This window comes from Ruegeria sp. CH11, assembly GCF_056537105.1.
The window spans coordinates 68,715-87,228 of record NZ_JBQFQX010000007.1 but is presented as its reverse complement, the minus strand read 5'-3'; the positions used below and the strand labels follow the sequence as shown (position 1 = coordinate 87,228).

Here is an 18,514-nt window from a genome sequence, read left to right as displayed (position 1 = left end):
ATTCCTTGTGGGATCCGGACCTGCCCGGACGGAACCGGGCAGGTCGTCGTTTACTTTTGGGTGCGCGGAAGAAAGTCGCGGATTTCGGCGGATATGAGTTCGCCATATTCCTCAAGCGCAAAGTGACCGGTATCCAGCAGGTGGAACTCCACGTCATCGAGGTCTTTCAGATAGGGGTGTGCGCCTTCTGCCGGGAATATGTGGTCGTTCTTACCCCAGACGATCAGCGTTGGCGGCTGATGCTGGCGGAACAGGGCCTGCCATTTGGCGTATTCGTCCACGTTGGTGCCATAGTCGAGGAACATCTCAAGTTGCACCTCCTGATTGCCGGGGCGATCCAGCAGATATTGAACGTGCCAGAAATTGTCTGGGCTGACGGTCGAAACGTCTCCGACACCATGGGTGAACTGCCAGACGGTCGCATCCATGGTCAGGAAACCTCGCAAGGCGTCACCATTTTCACGCGATGGATCGGCCCAATAAGCCTTGATCGGGTCCCAGAAATCGCGCAGCCCCTCTTCGTAGGCATTGCCGTTCTGGATGATGAATCCTGAGACACGTTCGGGGTGATCGGCAAACATGCGGTAACCGACCGGCGCGCCATAATCCATCAGATAGACCGCATAGTCATCGACCCCCTTGGCGTCTATCAGCTGCGTCACGATCTCGGCCGCGTTTGCAAAACTGTAGTCATAGTGCGCTGCATCCGGCATATCGGACGCGCCAAATCCCGGGTAATCGGGGGCGATCACGTGATAATCCACCGCCAGGTCCGGGATCAGGTCGCGGAACATATGGGACGAGGTCGGAAAACCGTGAAGCAATAGAACCGTCGGATTGTCGGGGTTGCCCGCTTCGCGGTAAGCGATGTCCACCCCGTCGATTTCCATCTTTTTCATCGAAACCGAAAAAGGGCTTTCCGCTGCCTCAGAGGCGGGTGTTACCACGCCCGTCAACAGAGCGGTTCCAACCAGAACTGTCGCCAGAGTGCTGCTGAGGAAATTCCGTTTCATTGTATAACTCCTTTGTTGATATTTTGAGGTGCCGCAGGTCGCGGCAAAGTGCAGGCGGCTCAGCCGAAGCGCGCCTGAATCTCTTTGAGCTTGGCGCGCAGGCGTTCGTTCTCAGCGCGTAGCAGGGTCAATTCGTCGCCGAATTCCTTTTCGGTCAGGCGTCTGGGGATATGTCGCGGACAATTCCAGTCAAAGGCTTCGACCGCTATTCGGATGCGACGCTCGGCCTGGTCGGGCCAACCTTCGGTGGGCTCTGTCGGACGCTCCTCGACTTCGACCCGGCCCCAGATTTTCAAACGCTCGGCGCGGGCGTAATTCATGATGATCAGTGCGATACGGTTGTCCGCCGCCAAATTGCCCAGGCTGATATACTGCCGGTTGCCCCTTAGATCGGCATAGGTGATCGCATTCTCGCCATCGGCCTGCAAAAAACCGGGGGGGCCGCCGCGAAACTGAACATAGGGCCAGCCTGTTTCCGAAACGGTCGCCTGATAGAACCCGTCACATTCCTCGATAAAGGCGCGCTCGTGGTCCGACAGGATGTCACCGCCTGACCGCGCGTCAGACAGGAAGTTGGCATAAGCGCCTGACCCGTTTCTGTCCTGCTGGTCCCGAACAGTGGGCGTGAAGGCGATCTTGGCAAAGGCATAGGCCATGTTGGTTCTCCGAGGGTCGCGATGACCGGGGTGTTTCGATCCTGTTCAGGCCGGGAGAGATGGGTTTGGGTGTCCAACAGCCCCAAGGTAAACAGATCGGTTAATGTGTATCCAAGGTGTACCGATCGGTTAATCCAATCAAGCAAAAATTTTTGATGACCTCCATCACATTTCCTACTCACGCCGAGTTGATCCGAGGTAACCATATATATTTTAGTTATTTTCTTGACAGATTTGACGCTCGAACTTATTTACCGATCAGTAAATGTGGGATGTGAATATGAGCCAAAACAAACGCGCCGAGCTGATTCGAAAAGCGCTTCTTCTGTTTTACCGAAACGGCTTTCATGCGACCGGTATGGACCTTGTGGCACGAGAAACCGGGGTGTCGAAAACATCGATCTACAAACACTTTCGCACCAAGGACGAATTGATCCTTGCAGTGCTCCGCCTGCGGGACGAAAATTTCCGGAATTGGTTGTTCAGACGGATGGAAGAGTTGTCGGACACCCCGCAAGGCCAGCTGCTGGCCATGTTCGACGCGCTCGAGGAATGGTTTCTCGAGGACGGCTTCAAGGGCTGCATGTTCATCAAAGCAAGCGCGGAATTTCAGGACCCAGAGAATGCAATCAATGTACAGGCCTATGCACACAAACGCATTTTGTTGGACCATTTCACAGATTTGGCCAAAAGGGCTGGAGTCGAGAACCCGAAATTGGTGGCCCGGCAACTCCTGCTGCTAAAGGAAGGGGCCATCGTCATTGCCGCGATGTCACATTCGGAAACTGCCGCGCGCGAAGCAAAGGTTGTCGCGGAAATCTTGTTGGCCGGCTGATTGGTTGTGCGCGACAGAACGGCTTAGCCCAATTTGGTGCCGTAAGTCGCATGCGCTTTTGTTGAGAATTCGTAGAAATGTTTGAGTGCTGATTTCGCCTCAGCTTAGACGCGAAAACACGGCAACCGACGAATTCAGGACTGCACTCTCGACAATGACGCGCCTCAAGTCGATACCTATCTGTGCACCACTTTCGCAAATCAGAACCTTGCGGCGCAAAAGCCGGGCTTCATATGCCAACAGCAGGCGGCTGGCAGCGCCTAATCCGAGAACGGTCGCGCGGTACAGAGGAGGTTGGTCATGCCATCGCCTCCTCTGTAGCAGCAAAGATCAGAACCAGATTGAGTCCGCAAATACCCGATGTACGATCCGCTCGCGCGTCAGGCCGCGGTTTTTCAGTTCTTCGTCGCTGAGCGATTGCAGGAATTCGACCTGCCGAACACGCGATTGGGCTTCCGCCACGCTGATGAGTACCGAATAGATCGACGACCCGATAGACGCTATCAAGCCGGGCAGCGATAAACGCGCCTGTGTAGTTGTTGCTGAGTGTGCCATTTGGACCCTCGTAAACGTTGGTCCTCCCTTGGCGTTCAATATTTGTCATCGGAACCCTGCTGAGTAGTGTAAGTTTGCTCATAGCTCCATTGCGCGTGCTGCAATGCAGCGCGAGCTTGGATCGCAGCAAGACGTATCCCTGCGGCGTCGATAGGACTTTGGCGTGTTCGTAAACTAGAAGCGCGTCAACTGCCCGACGCAAATGGGCAGATTTTAAGGCCTCAAATTGCCTTCTTGGGGAAAGATCAGATCGTACCCGCCCTTTTCTCTCCGCTTGATCAGGCGGCGTCCTCTTTTGGGGGTTCCTTTGCCCCCGTCATGAAGGCCACCGCATCGGACATCGTGTAATCCTTGGGATCGATGGTGCAGAGCCTTTTGCCCAGCCTATGCACGTGAATGCGGTCAGCGACTTCGAAGACATGTGGCATATTGTGGCTGATCAGGATGATCGGAATGCCGCGCGATCTAACGTCCTGGATCAGTTCAAGCACTTTGCGGCTTTCTTTCACCCCTAACGCGGCAGTTGGTTCGTCCATGATGATGAATTTGGTTGCAAAGGCGGCAGCACGGGCAACGGCGACGCCCTGACGCTGACCGCCAGAAAGCGTCTCGACCGCCTGATTGATGGATTGTACCGTCATCAAGCCAAGCTCGGTCAGCTTTTCGCGCGCGAATTTCTCCATCGCTGGGCGATCGAGTTGGCGCAGGTATTGCCCCATGAAGCCCTGTTTGCGAATTTCGCGGCCCATGAACATGTTGTCGGCAATTGACAATGCGGGCGACATGGCAAGCTGCTGATAAACGATTTCGATCCCCATGTTTCGGGCATCAATCGGAGAGGTGAAGTTGACCTTCTTTCCTTCGATCAGAATTTCGCCCTCGTCCGGGATTGTCGCACCGCAAATCGCTTTGACGATCGAGGATTTTCCCGCGCCATTGTCTCCGATGACCGCAAGGATTTCCCCCTGACGCAGTTCAAAATCTGAATGGTCGATGGCGGTGACGTGGCCATAGCGCTTCACGATCCCGCGCCCTTGGACGACTGGAGTTGTGTCTGACATTAGCCTGATACCTTTCTGATCCACTGATCAACAGCGACCGCCGCGATGATGAGAAGACCGATGAGCAGGAAGGTCCACTGCGCATCTGCGCCCAACAGCCTCAGCCCAAGAGTAAACACACCGACGATCAACGCTCCGAACAATGATCCCAAAATCGAACCCCGTCCGCCGAACAGAGAGATACCTCCGATCACGACAGCGGTGATGCTTTCAATATTGGCCAGTTGGCCGGATGTCGGCGAGACCGATCCGATGCGTCCAATCAATGCCCAGCCCGCGAATGCACAGATCAGACCCGACAACATGTAGACGGACATCAGCGTCCGATGGACGTTGACCCCGGACAATTCTGCCGCTTCAGGATCATCGCCGACCGCGTAGACATGACGCCCCCAGGCAGTGTGTTTCAGCGCATAGGCCAACACGAAGATCAGAGCGAGCATGAAAATCACGCCGACCGTAAAGGTCGCACCACCGATACTAAACTTGGTGCCAAAAAACTGAAGGAACGGAGCGTTGGCTTCGATGTCCTGGCTGCGAATGGTCTCGTTCGCGGAATACAGAAAGTTGGTCGCAAGAATGATCTGCCACATCCCGAGCGTGACAATAAACGGGGGAAGCTTAACGCGGCTGACAAGCCAGCCATTCAGAGCCCCGATCATCGTTCCGACGGCCAGTCCGCACATCACTGCGATTGGCACCGGAATGCCATATCGGAACGTGAATTGCCCCATAATGACAGAAGAAAACACCATGATCGCGCCGACGCTCAGATCAATGCCTGCTGTCAGAATGACCAGGCTTTGAGCCGCAGCAACGATGCCAACAATCTGAACCTGTTGAAGGATCAGCGTCATTGCAAAGGGTGAGAAGAATTTCGAGCCCAGAAGCAGGCCAAAGATCAAAATTGCACCGACCAGCACGATTAGCGGCACAAAAGATGGATTAACATGGAGAAGATGCTGCAACTTCCCCAGAACGCCACGCCGATTGTCTTCGAACTCCGCGACAGTTTCTGTCCTGCTGGCAGCGGATTCAAATTCCTGGGTGCCTTGGTTTGCTTCAGACATATCTCCCCCTCTTTCGTGGCTGACAGTGCGACCACGAGGCTAGTTTACAGGAAGTTTTGGTTTGCTGTGAAAGGAATGATGAGGCGCAGATGCGCGCCTCATCCAACTGGTCTTTGATTAGCCCCAGCAGAGCTCCAGACCTTCGGCGACCGAGATCGACTCCACACCATCTACAGGCTGGTCGGTAATCAGCGCGACTCCAGTATCGTAGAAGTCTTTTCCGGGCGTGTTTTCAGGCTTCACGCCCTCGTCTGCCCATTTCTTTACGGCCTCGACACCCAGCGATGCCATCAACAGCGGATATTGCTGGCTGGTGGCACCGATAACTCCGGCTTCCACATTCTGCACGCCGGGGCAACCGCCATCAACGGACACGATCAGCACGTCGTTCTCGCGACCGATTGATTTCAGAGCTTCGTACGCGCCCGCTGCGGCCGGTTCATTGATCGTGTGAACAACGTTGATCGCTGAATCTTTGGCCAGAAGGTTCTCCATGGCACGGCGGCCGCCTTCTTCGTTGCCGTCAGTCACGTCGCTTCCGACCAGACGAGCATCAGTTTCGTCGCCGATCACATTGGGGTCGGCAAGGTCGACGCCGAAGCCATCCAAAAAGCCCTGGTTGCGCAGAACATCAACGGTTGGCTGGCTGACGTTCAGATCAAGCGTCGCGATCTTGGCATCGGCTGCCGCATCGCCCATCTTGGCCTTCGCCCATTGTCCGATCAGCAGACCGGCTTTGTAATTGTCCGTCGCAAACGTCGCATCGGCCGAGTCGATCGGGCTCAGCGGTGTGTCCAATGCGATGACGAGAAGACCTGCATCGCGCGCCTGCTGAACAGCCGGGACAATCGAACTTGTGTCAGATGCCGTCAGCAGAATCCCCTTAGCACCATCCAGAATGCAGGTTTCGATGGCTTGGACCTGAGTTTCATGGTCGCCGTCAATCTTGCCGGCAAACGCTTTTAGCGTCATGCCCAGCTCTTCGGCCTTCGCCGTCGCACCTTCTTTCATTTTCACGAAGAATGGATTGGTGTCCGTCTTGGTGATCAGGCAGACGGTTTCTCCGGCCGCTTGGGCAGATGCGGCAGCCATCGTAAGCGCGGCTGCGGAGGCGGCAAGCTTGAGTAAATTTTTCATATTATCCTCCCAGAAAATTGTTGTCGTCCCGCGCGGCAAGCCTGCGAGACCCACCTCCATCCTCCAATGCAGGTCATACGTATAGAAATGCGATTCTTGCCTTGCTGTCAATAAATAAATAAAGTTTATTTATTAATTTGCCGCGGCATCTTTTCATAAGGAAACGAGGTGGTTATGTTCAAAGCTATGGAGAAAGAGACGCTCAGACTACTGACTGGCGGCGTAAGTCAAAGCGGCGTTCGCGACCACAACGAGCGGCTGATTTTGACGGTTTTACAACGGCATGGGCCAACCGCCGGGGCCGATGTCGCGCGGCTTACGGGTCTCTCGCCTCAGACTGTGTCCATCATTATGCGCAAGCTCGAGAAGGACGAGATTCTCAAGCGCGGCACCCCTCTGCGCGGGAAAGTTGGAAAGCCGTCAATTCCGATGGAACTAAACCCTGAAGGCATCTTGTCTGTTGGAATGAAGATCGGGCGACGAAGTGCAGACCTGCTATTGATCGATTTTACCGGCAAACCGCGCCGCCAGCTTTCCACCACCTATGACTACCCGCTACCAGAGGCCGTCTTCGGTTTCCTGGAGTCAGGCCTGGAAACGCTTCTTTCTCGCGAACCTCAGCGGCTTCGTGATCGCGTATGCGGGATCGGTATTGGCACGCCGTTCGAACTGTGGAAATGGCACGACCTGACCGGGCTTGCAGCCAGGAAGTTCAGCTCGTGGAAGAACGTGAACTTTTTCTCCGAGGTCGCCAAGTTCAGCGATCTGCCGGTGTTCGTGGTCAATGACGCGACCGCAGCGTGTCACGCCGAGCATCTCTATGGTCGCGGGGCCGAGTATCGCGACTACTTCTATTTCTTCATTGGTTCGATGATCGGTGGTGGGGTCGCACTGAATGGCACCGTGTTCGAAGGCAATCAGGGCAATGCCGGCGCCTTGGGTGCGATGCGCACGACGGGTCCTTTGGGTGAAAGCCAGCAACTGATTGATACCGCATCGCTGTTTCTGCTCGAGGACAGGCTGATCGAAGCGGGTGTCGATCCCGGTATTCTTTGGAAAAAGCCGCAGGATTGGAGCAGCATTGCAAGATATGTCGAACCGTGGATCGGCACGACGGCGCAGGAACTTGCCAAGGCTGCGCTTTCAATTTGCGCTGTTATCGACTTTGAGGCTATCTTTATCGACGGTGCCTTCCCGCCAGAAGTGCGCGAAGAACTGGTCTCAAGAGTACGCCGCTACCTTGTCAATCAGGACAAACGCGGCTTGATACCTCCGGTGGTCGAAGCAGCTGCGGTTGGCGAAAACGCCCGCTGCATCGGCGCGGCAAGCAGCCCGATTTTCCGCCAGTTTCTGTTGAACACCAACGCAGGGCTTTCCGGAATGTAGCGGAAGTCATTAGGTCTGCGATTTGCCGACATGCAATGTGAAACTGGGAATACCGATGGACCGCTCACTCGACCTTGCCGCAGCACCGCTTTATGATCGCGAACGCTATTCTTGGTTTTGGCCCAAGCTGAACAGCTCGGCGTGGTTCATCAGTTGTCTGACTGGAAACCGGGTATAGAGAAAGGACGATCCAAAAATTTAGCTGGAATTCAGTCTAACGGCTGATAACTTGCCGACGCATCGGGTTTTGATCGCAATACTTATGTTCAGGAAATCTATTGGAGCACTCTTTTGGTAATTCCGTTTCACGTTCGGGAAATGCTTCAACGCATAAAAGCACGCTTTGACGCCGATCAGATTCCGCAGCAGATGGCACCAAATGATGCCGAGTTTTCAGCAATACGCCCGTCCCGCAGGTCGACTAAAGAAATGGTCGCGCGTCTTTGGGAGAAGTTGAAACCTACGGCCAGCGACACGGATCAAGCGCAGATCGCCGATCCTATGACTGTCGAAGCCACCGAAACCTATGGCACCAATATTGAGAACTTCATCGGCACGGTAAAACTGCCAGTTGGGGTCATTGGCCCGCTACGCCTGAACGGAATGAACGCAAACGGCGATTTCCATGTTCCTCTTGCGACGACCGAAGCTGCGTTGGTTGCCTCCTATGCCCGAGGCGCATATGCAGCAACCCGGTCAGGCGGAGTAAGCACAGCTGTTTTGTACGAAGGTGTTCTGCGAACCCCTGCATTTGTATTCGAGAGCCTGCTAAAGGCGGGACAATTCGTTGATTGGGTGGTGACGAATGTCGACATGCTCCAGTCTGCGGCCGAAGCAACTACTCGTCATGGCAAACTAATATCGCTGGAACCCTTCATAGACACAAATGTTGTCTTCTTGATTTGCCGCTACACTACGGGTGACGCAGCGGGTCAGAACATGGTGACCATCGCCACCGATGCTTTGTGTCATTCGATCGCCGAGAACTGCCCTGTGTCAATCGAGAACTGGTACATTGAGGGCAATTTCTCGGGCGACAAAAAAGCTTCGGCTTTGGGTCTGGTGACCGGGCGTGGGCGCAAGGTTAGCGCCTCGGTTGCACTTCCCGCAGGCATTGTCGAAAAGACACTGGGCACGACAGTCGACGCGATGCTGGCCTATGGGCGCGTAGCCAATCTGGGGGCGCATCTTTCGGGCCAATTTGGCGCGCAAGCGCACTATGCCAACGGGCTAGCGGCGTTCTACATCGCGACGGGTCAGGACGCGGCTTGCGTCGCTGAAAGTGCTATGGGTGTAACCCGGATGGAACCAAAGGGCGACGACCTTTTCTGCTCGGTAACGCTTCCGAACATATTGGTGGGCTCGGTCGGTGGCGGCACCGGCTTGCCAAGTCAGACCGCGGCGCTGAACATACTTGGCCTTAGGGGTAGCGGTTGCGGCACAGCGCTGGCCGAGGTTGCTGCGGCGACATGTCTATGTGGAGAAATCTCGATCGTTGCAGCGATAGCAGCGGGCCATTTCACCCGTGCCCACGAAAGCTTGGCCCGTCAACGATGAGTTTTTGGCACCGGTTTTGGATTTATCAATCCGAGCGTTTTCCGCTCAAAAAGACAGTCCCCCTATTACTTGTCTTTTCCGCTGCTAGTATCTGCGTTTCTGCGCGGCTAGCAGGTCGCCAACTGCCCGAGTGGCCCGCCTTTGCAGCAGGGTTTGTTCTGGCAATGGCGCTATTCTTCCAGATGCGCGTCTGCGACGAGTTCAAAGACGCTGATGACGACCGCCGTTACCGACCCGACAGGCCGATCCCGCGCGGGCTCGTATCTGAGAGAGAAGTTTTGGGCCTGGGATTGCTGACTATTCCTTTGGCGATTTCCGCTGCCTGGTTCTGGCACCCATCGCTCCTATGGTTGTTGATTGTTGTCTGGATCTGGCTTGCAGCGATGACGTTTGAGTTTGGAGTCCCTACGTGGCTGAAAACGCGACCGGTGTTGTACCTGGTTAGTCATATGGCGATCATGCCCATGATTGATCTGCTGCTAACAGCGATCGAATGGTTGCCTGCGGGGAGGGCTGCATCTTCTTTGTGGCTGTTTCTGGCACTCTCTTTCGTGAACGGTTGCATCCTTGAAATTGGGCGCAAGTTGTGGGCCCCCGAAAATGAAATTGCGGGGGTCGACACCTATTCGGCCCTATGGGGTCCACGTCGGGCCGGATGCATCTGGGTCGGCTGTGTTCTGCTGTCCTACGCACTACTTGTAGGAACGGGTTCTGCAACTGATGTCGGCTGGTCAAGCGCGTTGGTCGGTGCACTGGCTTTGATTCCCTGTGGGGTTGCCGCCTATCAGTATTTTCAAACGCCAACGGTTAAAGCCCAAACAAGAATGGACACTATCGCGGGGTTATGGGTGTTTTTCTGCTATTCCACAGCCGGTTTTTTGCCATTCCTCATGGGGATCAGTGAATGACTTTCATTGTGCCCCAGACGGAAGCCGAAGATGTTGCTGTTGTTGGCGGCAAAGCAGCGGCCCTTTCTCATCTTTTTCGTCATGGCTTTGCCCTTCCTGCATTTTTTGTCATCACCAATGATGCGTTTCGCAGTGGGCGCTCTGGCCCCGTTCCCCAAAAGGGTCTGAAATCCGCAGTCACAGCCGAGCTTGAAATGCTCGGACCAGGGCCTTACGCGATACGCAGTTCCGGCCGAACTGAAGACGGTGTGGAACATAGCCATGCAGGCCAATACGAAACTGTCCTAAATGTTTGTGCCAGCTCCGTGCTGAACGCAGCCAAGCAGGTCTGGCAATCCGGGTTCTCAGACACAGTTGAAACATACCGTTCGGTCAAATCCGGAGGCGAGGCCGTGGCCCCTGCGATTATCGTGCAACGAATGATTGATGCGAGCTCCGCGGGTGTTGCCTTCTCCGCCGATCCGGTTAGCGGTCGGCGAAACGTGGTTGTTATTTCCGCTGTCGAGGGTCTGGCAGAACAACTTGTTTCAGGCGAGGTGGATGGCGAAGGCTGGGTAATTGGCACTGATGGAACACCGGAAATCGCACCGGAGTCACCAGCACAACTGACCGTGGACGAAGCCCAATCCATCGCATCTCTTGCCCAAAGAGCCGAGGCACTGTTCGGACTTCCCCAAGACATCGAATGGGCGATAGATGCGCATGGGCTTCATATTTTGCAGGCTCGGCCAATCACAACGGCCCTGCGCCCCACAGCACTTGAGGACGAGACGCTTACAATCTTCGACAATTCCAACATCGTCGAAAGTTATCCGGGTGTCGTCAGCCCATTGACCTATTCCTTTGCCCTGCACGTGTATTCTGAGGTTTATCGTGCTTTTGTCCGGCTGCTGGGTGTATCCCAAAACGTCGTCGTCCAGAATCCTGCCATATTCGACAATTTGCTCGGGCGGGTGGACGGGCGTGTTTACTACAATTTGGTCAATTGGTACCGCGCCCTGGCACTGTTGCCCGGCTTCTCTCTGAACCGTGATTACATGGAAACGATGATGGGCGTTTCTGAGCCGATGCCGCGCGAGGTTACCGAGGCCTTTGACCCGCCTCCCTCGGTCGGTTGGCGCCGGTTCGTGGAATATGCAAAACTGGCCAATGTCGCAGTGGGCTTGATCTGGCAGGCGATCCGCCTGCCGCGAACAAGGCACGATTTTTATGGCAGGCTGAACGGCGTGTTGCAGGCAGGTCTGGATGTCGACACCTCGAACGCATCCGATCTGGCCGCCGAATACCGACGCATCGAAAGCACTTTGCTGGATCGTTGGGACGCGCCATTGATCAACGACTTTCTGTGCATGATCGCCTTTGGCGGCTCACGCAACCTTCTGCAACGGTGGCTGGGCGAGGACGGTCTGTCACTGCACAATGACCTCATGATCGGTCAGGGCGACATAGTTTCGGCCGAACCAGCACAACGTATTACCCGGCTGGGAGCCTTGATCCGGAAAGCAAATCTTGCCGATCAGTTGAGAGACAAACCGGCATTGACCGTTCTTGACGGGCATCCGAAGATCGAAGCCGAGGTTGAAGCGTATCTCGAGAAATTCGGCGATCGCTGTACCGAAGAACTCAAACTGGAAAGCGTCCCGCTGCGCGACGATCCGACCAGCCTTTTGCTGGCCATTGCCGCCAGCTCCGAACGCCTCGCCGGTGGTCGCCAGGAAGGCTTGGAACCGGATTGGCAGAAGCTCTTTCCGAGCAACCCGTTCAAGCGGAATTTGGCAAAGTGGATCTTGGGTTGGGCGAAAGCGCGCGTCCGCGACCGCGAGAATCTGCGATTTGAACGCACGCGCATCTTTGGCTATGCGCGGCGCGTGTTTTTGGGGATCGGACGGGAATTCGCCGCGCGCGATTTGCTTGAAACTCCAAGGGATGTGTTTTTCCTGACCACGCACGAGACCATCGGAGCGATTGAAGGCTTTAGCCTGTCGCCTGATTTGAAAGGTATCGTGGCACGGCGCAAGCAGGAAGACGAGGCCTCATCCCGACGCCCCGACCCTCCGGAACGGATCGAAATTCGCGGTCCCGCCATTGCGCCGATTTGGTCAGAGATTGCTGATATCGAGGTAGACACGGCGCGAGTAAAACACGGAACGGGTTGTTCTGCAGGACAGGCCACCGCGCGGGCGCGCGTAATCCGCGACCCACGCAACGAAGCCCTGAATCCCGGTGAAATTCTGGTGGCGCGTCACACGGACCCAGGCTGGATTGCCGTGTTCTCAAACGCTTCTGCCATCGTTGTTGAGAGGGGATCGCTGTTATCTCACTCGGCCATTGTCGCGCGGGAATTGGGTATTCCCTGCGTTGTTGGGCTAAAGGGGGCTACTCAATGGATAGATGATGGAGAGATGATAACCGTCGACGGCGCGCGCGGAACAGTGGAACGGTACGATGTGTAGTAGCGAAATCGAGAAAAAGGCGGATTTCGACAGCATCCGATACGCCCAATTGTGGGAGGACGCAGATGTATTGACATCCGCCTTGGGTGACTGCGCGGATCAGACATTGGTATCCATTTGCTCGGCGGGGGATAATGCTCTGGCCATGCTGACACTTGATCCCTCACGCATTGTCGTACTGGATTTGTCGCCCGCCCAGATCGCATGCCTCAAACTCAGGATAGCAGCCTACCAAGCACTGTCCCATCCTGGATTCCTCGAACTTACCGGATCACGCCCAAGCAACCGGCGGGGTACATTATTGACCCAGGCGATGGAGGGCACAGATGCTGAAACGCGCAAGTTCTGGAAGACCCGGCTACCCAAAGTCAAAAAGTATGGCATTGGCGGCGTCGGAAAGTTCGAGCGGTACTTCCGTATCTTTCGGACATGGCTGTTACCGCTGGTGCATTCACGCAATACAATTGATGCCGTGTTCACTCCACGCTCCTCGGAAGCACGGCAAACCTTTTTCGACACTCGGTTTAACACATTGCGTTGGCGGCTTTTGCTGAACATATTCTTTTCGCGCTACGTCATGGGACGCATGGGGCGGGATAGCGCATTTTTTGACCATGTTGAAGGCAGTCCGGCCCAACATGTTGCGCGCCGGATACATCACGCAGCGGTTGTCACCGATCCATCACAAAATCCTTATCTGCACTGGATTCTCAAAGGCACCCACGGAGATGCCTTACCAATGGCATGGCGTCCCGAGCATTTTGAGACAATCCGATCCCGGCTTGATCGCCTGGATATCCGTCGTGGGTCGCTGGAAGCATTCGTTTCAACGGGCGAAAAAGCGAGCGGGTTCAACCTGTCCGACATTTTTGAATACATGTCGCCCGAAATGTTCAGGCAGGTCTATGGCACGATCCTGACTGCAACCGAGCCAAATGCCCGGCTGGTCTATTGGAACATGATGGCACCCCGGCGCGCGCCGCAAGAATATAGCGACAGAATCGAAACCTTGACCGACATCGAAACACGGCAGAAAGCACGCGACATGGCATTCTTCTACTCGGATTTTGTGGTCGAAAAGGTGAGATATTGAATGTTATCCTGCAAATACTTCTGGCCGCAGGATCGGTGCTAGCTTTGCTTGGTGTGATGGCGGTCATCCGCTATCTTGCAAGGTCCGCTGGCCTGAGTGCTGAGGTGCAACGGAAGTTGATGCATGTCAGCACAGGCCTATTTGCATTGTTGTTGCCATGGCTTTTTCCCGACAGATGGCCGGTTTACCTGCTTATCACAACCACAATAGTTGTTATGCTTATTCTGCGGTTGCCGCGCTTTTCCAAAGGTCTTGGTGCGGCACTCCACGGGGTCGAGCGAACATCCTATGGCGACTTTCTGCTCGCCTTGTCAATTGGACTTTGCTTCCTTTTGGCACGAGAAAACACTTTGTTCTATGTATTGCCAATCGCTGTATTGACGCTAGCGGATGCCGCTGCTGCTTTGGCCGGAACCACATATGGAACACGGCGTTTCATGGTCGAAGACGGCGAAAAAAGCGTCGAAGGTTCCGTCGTTTTCTTCGTGATTACGCTGTTAGTCTCGATCGTCTGTTTTTTGATTATGTCGGACTTGCCGCCAAAAATCACACTCTTGCTATGCGTAATGGTCGCGGCCTTTGGTACTCTGGTCGAGGCGCAAAGCTGGCGTGGATTTGACAACCTGTTTCTGCCTCTTGGCTTGCTTATTTTTCTGAGTGTGCACTACGATAGCTCGCTGATCGAACTGGCGACAATCGCTGTTGCTTTTCTGGCCTCGATTGTCGGTTTCGGTGCACTCGGTGCAAGGCTCGGCCTTTCCCGACATGCCGCTCGGGTCTATGTCATCACCGCATTTCTACTGTTGTCGGTCACCGCGTTTCAGAATGCTGTACTGCCCATTCTGGTGCTGATCACGCACTTATGGTCGCGTGTCATGAACCCTTGCGAAGGGAAATACCCTGATCTGGATGTCGTCGCCACCCTTGGGCTTTTCAGTTTTGGTTGGCTCGCGCTTGGCAATGCAACCGGATGGAACGCCGTGTTATTTTACGGCCTTAGTGCAATGGGATTGGCCATGGGGTTCAGCGTCCTTGCGCTGCAGGGCAAAATCCAAGCGATCCTGGCGGTGGCTGCTGGACTCCTTGTGATCTGGCAGGTGGTTGCTGCTCTGACCCCGGAGTCTTCCCGTTGGGCCGAGCCACTCACAGCCCTGGCTTTGCTAACACTGATATGCACGGCCACAGTACCCCTGATCCGGCCCCGATGGTTCGACAAAGACCGGGTCGCGAGGCTGACGGTATTGGCCCTTGCTCTACCGTTGATCTACTACGGTTGGGTCGTTGTCAGATTGACTGGTGTAGGTTCTTTTATCGGAGTAATTTCATGACGATAGAGACGATCAAAACAGCTGCTGCACGGCTGACCGTGTATCTGGACGGACCTATTTGGGACGGCAGTCCGACGGCAACGTTCGGCGACTTTTCTTGCAATACGCCCGAGGCCGGTTCGGACATTTTGAACAAGGGGTCGGAACGGGTTCGAAAGGCTGGCATCGACCGCATTATCGGCCCTATGTCGGGGGACACGTGGCACAACTATCGGTTCGTAGCGCACAGCGACGGATCCGCTCCGTTTTTGATGGAACCTAACAACAAACCTCACGAACCCGATGTGTTTCAGGCCGCTGGGTTTAAGGAGATCAGCAGGTATTTCTCGGCCCGCGTGCTGCTTCGCGCAGAAGCTTGCAATGACCCACCCAACAGCGATGACTTTGACATAGAAGAATGGGACGGAAGCGACCCCGAATTGCTGCTCCGACAGGTTTTCACCCTTTCAACCAAAGCTTTTTCCAACAATCCATTCTATAAGCCGATTTCCGAGGCAGGTTTTATGGCCATGTACATGCCGTTTGTACCGATGATGAAACGCGAATTGATCCTTTTTGCGCGTCGCCGCGATGGGACACTGGCCGGCTTTCTGTTCGGAATTCCTAACTATGCTGAGGGCCCTGCCCCCGCATCCGTTATCCTCAAGACTTACGCAAGTCTTGAGCCAGGTGCTGGACGACACTTGGCCCACAGGTTTCACAAGACCGCCTTCAGGATGGGATACAAACACGCCATCCATGCCCTGATCCACGATGACAATACGTCTGCCGATCGCAGTGCAGCGGAGGGCGCGACGATATTCAGGCGGTATACCCTGCTTGGAAAAAAGCTGAATGACTGATCTGCTCACTCAATTTGCTTCCGCGGTAAAACGGTTTCCAGAAAGAACGGCCATTGTGGATGGCAAAGGCCGCCAGATCAGTTTTCAAGGTTTGCAGTCGCGTATTCAACAGTTGGCAGGTCGATGGCAGGATAAGGGTATCCAACCTGGCGATCGCGTGCTGTTGGCAATGCCAGTCGATGCAAACCTGTACGCAAGCCTCGCCGCTTTATGGTCCCTCGGTGCAACAGTCGTTCTGCCGGAACCGGCAATGGGGCTGGCCGGTTTACGCCATGCCGCTCGGACAACAAAACCAAAAGCGTTCTGTACTGCCGGCGCGTTTGCTGCGCTGAAATTTTTGGTTCCGAACCTTTGGTTCTTGCCCCTTCTGAGGCCGGGCAAAAGCCGCCGTGCCCCCCCGGCACTCAGTGTTCGACCGGATGACACCGCTCTGATTTCATTCACGTCAGGATCAACCGGTCAGCCCAAGGCCATCCCCCGCTCTCATGCGTTCTTGATGGCACAACATGATGCTATCGCACCCCTGCTGTATAGCGACAAGGCTGAACGCGATCTGGTGGCCTTCCCAGTCTTCACTCTCATCAACCTGGCTGCAGGGCGCACAAGTATTCTTCCAGACTGGAGACTAAGCGAGCTTGACCGTTTATCGCCCAAGCAGATGCAAAGCTGGATTCAGTCACAGCTGATTACACGAGCCCTCGTACCTCCGTCACTATGTGAAAAATTAGGTCAATCGGGCGATACAGGACAATTGCACACAGTCTTCACGGGCGGCGGACCGGTGTTTCCAGACCTTGTCGAGTCATTGAAAACCCAACACAGCCTATCGGTCATATGCGTCTATGGATCAACCGAAGCCGAACCGATTGCTCATCTCAATGCCGAAGACATCTCGGAAGAAGATGGCCGCAGAATGACCGGTGGCAAGGGTCTTCTCGTGGGGCACCCCGTGCCTGAAATCAAGCTCCGCATTCGCGACAATGAAATCCAGGTTACCGGCGCGCATGTGAATGAGGAGTACTTGGACCCGGCCGACTCAAAGGGAAACAAAATCTTAGAGGAGGGCGTTATATGGCATCGAACAGGAGATGCCGGTGCACTGGATGACATCGGACGTTTATGGTTGTTGGGGCGGATCGGCTCCGAAATTGAAGTCGATTCAGGTACGCTGTTCCCACTTGCTATCGAGGTCGCAGCGCGGCAATGGCCGGGCGTAGATCGGTGCGCGCTTGTCAATGCGAAAGCGGGCCCCGCACTTTGCGTTCAAGGATCACAGGATCACATAGATGTATGGCGAAAAAATGCTCTAGACTTTGACGTAACCAATGTGTTTCCGATCGCGCGAATTCCCATGGACAAGCGCCATGCGTCGAAAGTCGATCGCGCGGAACTTGAACGTATCATCAGGGTCTGACACAAGCCTAAGCAGAAGCCGCTGAGCCGAACTCCCTGACCTGCTCCACCGCTATGTTCAATAGGCGGTTGACCAGAATTGCAGTGAATATCTCAACTGAGCGCTTCTCTCAAAAGACTGCAGATCTTGGGCAGTTGAAATGCGCATTTGCCCTTCACATCGGTCGGTATGAACCGGCTGACCGCAGATCCCTTGGCATGGTACGCATTTGCCATTGCATCCATAATCCTGGCCACGCAGCCGCTGCAATAGCTTGTTCAAAGCTGGCTCAGCCCAGCTTATGGTTCCTACGGATACGTTTAAGTCCTTGTGATATTGGGTCTGCAAGGGATGAGCTTGCTGAGCGGTTGTCCGCAGGGTTCGCGCTCTCAGACACCAGCCATTGCGTTGTTGCTATTTGCGGCCCTAATCCGGTTATTTGGACAGGTTCTGACGGGCAACATCTTCAACGCGATTGCGCTTGCTTTGCGTGTTTTTGCACTGGTTGGGTTGTTTTAGCTAAGTCAGCGCCCCTTCGCGCTGTCGCCATTCTGGATGGTTACCCTGTTCTTATTTTCCCTGCCGCACGAAATGGTCTTGCAGCGCACAAAGGATTTCCGCTGCAGATGGTTTCGGACGAGATGTCTTGTCACATGCTCAGCCTTCTGTTTTCGAGTGTCGTTTGTGACGGCGTGCGCAGCACCTTGGACCAGAGAGAGAAATTCTGGTGGACTTGCCATGCTCGGGCGCGTCAGTGCATCTGCTGTTGCTGGCCTTTGTGGTCACTAAAAACGCGATTATGAGGCCACGGTGGCGCGTCAAGGGCGTCAGCCTGTTGGCGGTGATCAGATGCGCCGCCTTGGACAACAGCCTGCGCATTTCGTTTCTGGCGGCAGGGCTTGTACAAAACTTGGATGTGATGGCCGAAACTAGGCACAGTCTGATCGGGCTTGCGACCCTAATTCTGACAATTGCGCCATTTGCGCTGTTCTATCGGCCTGGCAGATCAGATGCACAAAAAGCTCGACCTTGGACGAAACAGATTAACTTGCGCAAAACCATCAAGGCTCTGCTGGGGATTGTCTGCCTGATAGGCAGGATTGCGATCGTATCCCGCAAGACCAATCCCGTGGATATTTCGGGCGATATGGCAGCACCAAACTGCCAATGCCGATCCACGCGCATCTGGCGCAGCAATTTCCTCAGACCGAGATAGAAGCCACCTAT

The 18,514-nt window shown here is 54.9% G+C and carries 16 protein-coding genes; 10 read left to right on the top strand and 6 right to left on the bottom strand.

Translation table 11 applies throughout. The annotated features are described in order from the left end of the window. Positions 1-50: 50 nt before the first annotated feature. Positions 51-1,013, bottom strand: a complete 963-nt coding sequence (locus ACR0LX_RS12760) for an alpha/beta fold hydrolase (protein ID WP_480784041.1) — start codon at positions 1,011-1,013, stop codon at positions 51-53. Positions 1,014-1,072: 59 nt separating this feature from the next. Continuing rightward, entirely contained in the window at positions 1,073-1,669 is a 597-nt protein-coding gene (locus tag ACR0LX_RS12755) for a pyridoxamine 5'-phosphate oxidase family protein (RefSeq protein ID WP_480784040.1), read from the bottom strand. Between the two features lie 280 nt (positions 1,670-1,949). Here ACR0LX_RS12755 and ACR0LX_RS12750 point away from each other — a divergent pair, with 280 nt between their 5' ends. Then, the gene (locus ACR0LX_RS12750; RefSeq protein ID WP_480784039.1) at positions 1,950-2,504 is read left to right on the top strand and encodes a TetR/AcrR family transcriptional regulator; all 555 of its coding nucleotides are present in this window, start codon (positions 1,950-1,952) and stop codon (positions 2,502-2,504) included. 330 nt (positions 2,505-2,834) lie between these two features. Here ACR0LX_RS12750 and ACR0LX_RS12745 read toward each other — a convergent pair whose 3' ends face one another. The 4 genes from ACR0LX_RS12745 to ACR0LX_RS12730 form a co-directional block, all read right to left on the bottom strand. After that, positions 2,835-3,059 (bottom strand): hypothetical protein, encoded by a 225-nt coding sequence (locus ACR0LX_RS12745; protein WP_480578773.1) that lies wholly within the window; start codon positions 3,057-3,059, stop codon positions 2,835-2,837. 278 nt (positions 3,060-3,337) lie between these two features. Next, positions 3,338-4,120, bottom strand: a complete 783-nt coding sequence (locus ACR0LX_RS12740) for an ATP-binding cassette domain-containing protein (protein WP_480578775.1) — start codon at positions 4,118-4,120, stop codon at positions 3,338-3,340. Further along, on the bottom strand, positions 4,120-5,190 hold the full coding sequence (locus tag ACR0LX_RS12735) for an ABC transporter permease (RefSeq protein WP_480578777.1): 1,071 nt from the start codon (positions 5,188-5,190) through the stop codon (positions 4,120-4,122). The genes ACR0LX_RS12740 and ACR0LX_RS12735 overlap by 1 nt, the downstream gene beginning before the upstream one ends. Positions 5,191-5,307: 117 nt before the next feature. Continuing rightward, the gene (locus ACR0LX_RS12730) at positions 5,308-6,327 is read right to left on the bottom strand and encodes a substrate-binding domain-containing protein (RefSeq protein ID WP_480578779.1); all 1,020 of its coding nucleotides are present in this window, start codon (positions 6,325-6,327) and stop codon (positions 5,308-5,310) included. Between the two features lie 186 nt (positions 6,328-6,513). Between ACR0LX_RS12730 and ACR0LX_RS12725 the strand changes: the two genes are divergently transcribed. From ACR0LX_RS12725 to ACR0LX_RS12685, 9 genes are all read left to right on the top strand, one after another. Further along, positions 6,514-7,713, top strand: a complete 1,200-nt coding sequence (locus tag ACR0LX_RS12725) for an ROK family transcriptional regulator (RefSeq protein WP_480578916.1) — start codon at positions 6,514-6,516, stop codon at positions 7,711-7,713. A gap of 318 nt (positions 7,714-8,031) precedes the next feature. Then, complete coding sequence (locus ACR0LX_RS12720) at positions 8,032-9,270, top strand: hydroxymethylglutaryl-CoA reductase (protein ID WP_480784038.1); 1,239 nt, start codon at positions 8,032-8,034, stop codon at positions 9,268-9,270. Then, positions 9,267-10,178 carry a UbiA family prenyltransferase gene (locus ACR0LX_RS12715; protein ID WP_480784037.1) on the top strand — a complete coding sequence of 304 codons (912 nt, stop codon included), beginning with the start codon at positions 9,267-9,269 and terminating at the stop codon, positions 10,176-10,178. Before ACR0LX_RS12720 ends, ACR0LX_RS12715 begins: the two co-directional genes overlap by 4 nt. After that, positions 10,175-12,631, top strand: a complete 2,457-nt coding sequence (locus ACR0LX_RS12710; RefSeq protein WP_480784036.1) for a PEP/pyruvate-binding domain-containing protein — start codon at positions 10,175-10,177, stop codon at positions 12,629-12,631. Before ACR0LX_RS12715 ends, ACR0LX_RS12710 begins: the two co-directional genes overlap by 4 nt. Then, complete coding sequence (locus ACR0LX_RS12705) at positions 12,624-13,724, top strand: BtaA family protein (RefSeq protein WP_480784035.1); 1,101 nt, start codon at positions 12,624-12,626, stop codon at positions 13,722-13,724. The genes ACR0LX_RS12710 and ACR0LX_RS12705 overlap by 8 nt, the downstream gene beginning before the upstream one ends. Beyond that, complete coding sequence (locus tag ACR0LX_RS12700) at positions 13,721-15,052, top strand: hypothetical protein (RefSeq protein ID WP_480784034.1); 1,332 nt, start codon at positions 13,721-13,723, stop codon at positions 15,050-15,052. The genes ACR0LX_RS12705 and ACR0LX_RS12700 overlap by 4 nt, the downstream gene beginning before the upstream one ends. Then, complete coding sequence (locus ACR0LX_RS12695) at positions 15,049-15,894, top strand: hypothetical protein (protein ID WP_480784033.1); 846 nt, start codon at positions 15,049-15,051, stop codon at positions 15,892-15,894. The genes ACR0LX_RS12700 and ACR0LX_RS12695 overlap by 4 nt, the downstream gene beginning before the upstream one ends. After that, positions 15,887-17,308 carry an AMP-binding protein gene (locus ACR0LX_RS12690; RefSeq protein ID WP_480784032.1) on the top strand — a complete coding sequence of 474 codons (1,422 nt, stop codon included), beginning with the start codon at positions 15,887-15,889 and terminating at the stop codon, positions 17,306-17,308. Before ACR0LX_RS12695 ends, ACR0LX_RS12690 begins: the two co-directional genes overlap by 8 nt. Positions 17,309-18,014: 706 nt before the next feature. After that, on the top strand, positions 18,015-18,503 hold the full coding sequence (locus ACR0LX_RS12685; RefSeq protein ID WP_480784031.1) for a hypothetical protein: 489 nt from the start codon (positions 18,015-18,017) through the stop codon (positions 18,501-18,503). The last annotated feature ends 11 nt before the right edge of the window (positions 18,504-18,514 follow it).

Coding starts and splice junctions, on each gene's coding strand:
- ACR0LX_RS12710 (WP_480784036.1), top strand. CDS start 10,175: ATGACTTTCATTGTGCCCCAGACGGAAGCCGAAGATGTTGCTGTTGTT.
- ACR0LX_RS12735 (WP_480578777.1), bottom strand. CDS start 5,190: ATGTCTGAAGCAAACCAAGGCACCCAGGAATTTGAATCCGCTGCCAGC.
- ACR0LX_RS12725 (WP_480578916.1), top strand. CDS start 6,514: ATGGAGAAAGAGACGCTCAGACTACTGACTGGCGGCGTAAGTCAAAGC.
- ACR0LX_RS12690 (WP_480784032.1), top strand. CDS start 15,887: ATGACTGATCTGCTCACTCAATTTGCTTCCGCGGTAAAACGGTTTCCA.
- ACR0LX_RS12695 (WP_480784033.1), top strand. CDS start 15,049: ATGACGATAGAGACGATCAAAACAGCTGCTGCACGGCTGACCGTGTAT.
- ACR0LX_RS12705 (WP_480784035.1), top strand. CDS start 12,624: ATGTGTAGTAGCGAAATCGAGAAAAAGGCGGATTTCGACAGCATCCGA.
- ACR0LX_RS12760 (WP_480784041.1), bottom strand. CDS start 1,013: ATGAAACGGAATTTCCTCAGCAGCACTCTGGCGACAGTTCTGGTTGGA.
- ACR0LX_RS12740 (WP_480578775.1), bottom strand. CDS start 4,120: ATGTCAGACACAACTCCAGTCGTCCAAGGGCGCGGGATCGTGAAGCGC.
- ACR0LX_RS12715 (WP_480784037.1), top strand. CDS start 9,267: ATGAGTTTTTGGCACCGGTTTTGGATTTATCAATCCGAGCGTTTTCCG.
- ACR0LX_RS12730 (WP_480578779.1), bottom strand. CDS start 6,327: ATGAAAAATTTACTCAAGCTTGCCGCCTCCGCAGCCGCGCTTACGATG.
- ACR0LX_RS12745 (WP_480578773.1), bottom strand. CDS start 3,059: ATGGCACACTCAGCAACAACTACACAGGCGCGTTTATCGCTGCCCGGC.
- ACR0LX_RS12755 (WP_480784040.1), bottom strand. CDS start 1,669: ATGGCCTATGCCTTTGCCAAGATCGCCTTCACGCCCACTGTTCGGGAC.
- ACR0LX_RS12720 (WP_480784038.1), top strand. CDS start 8,032: ATGCTTCAACGCATAAAAGCACGCTTTGACGCCGATCAGATTCCGCAG.
- ACR0LX_RS12750 (WP_480784039.1), top strand. CDS start 1,950: ATGAGCCAAAACAAACGCGCCGAGCTGATTCGAAAAGCGCTTCTTCTG.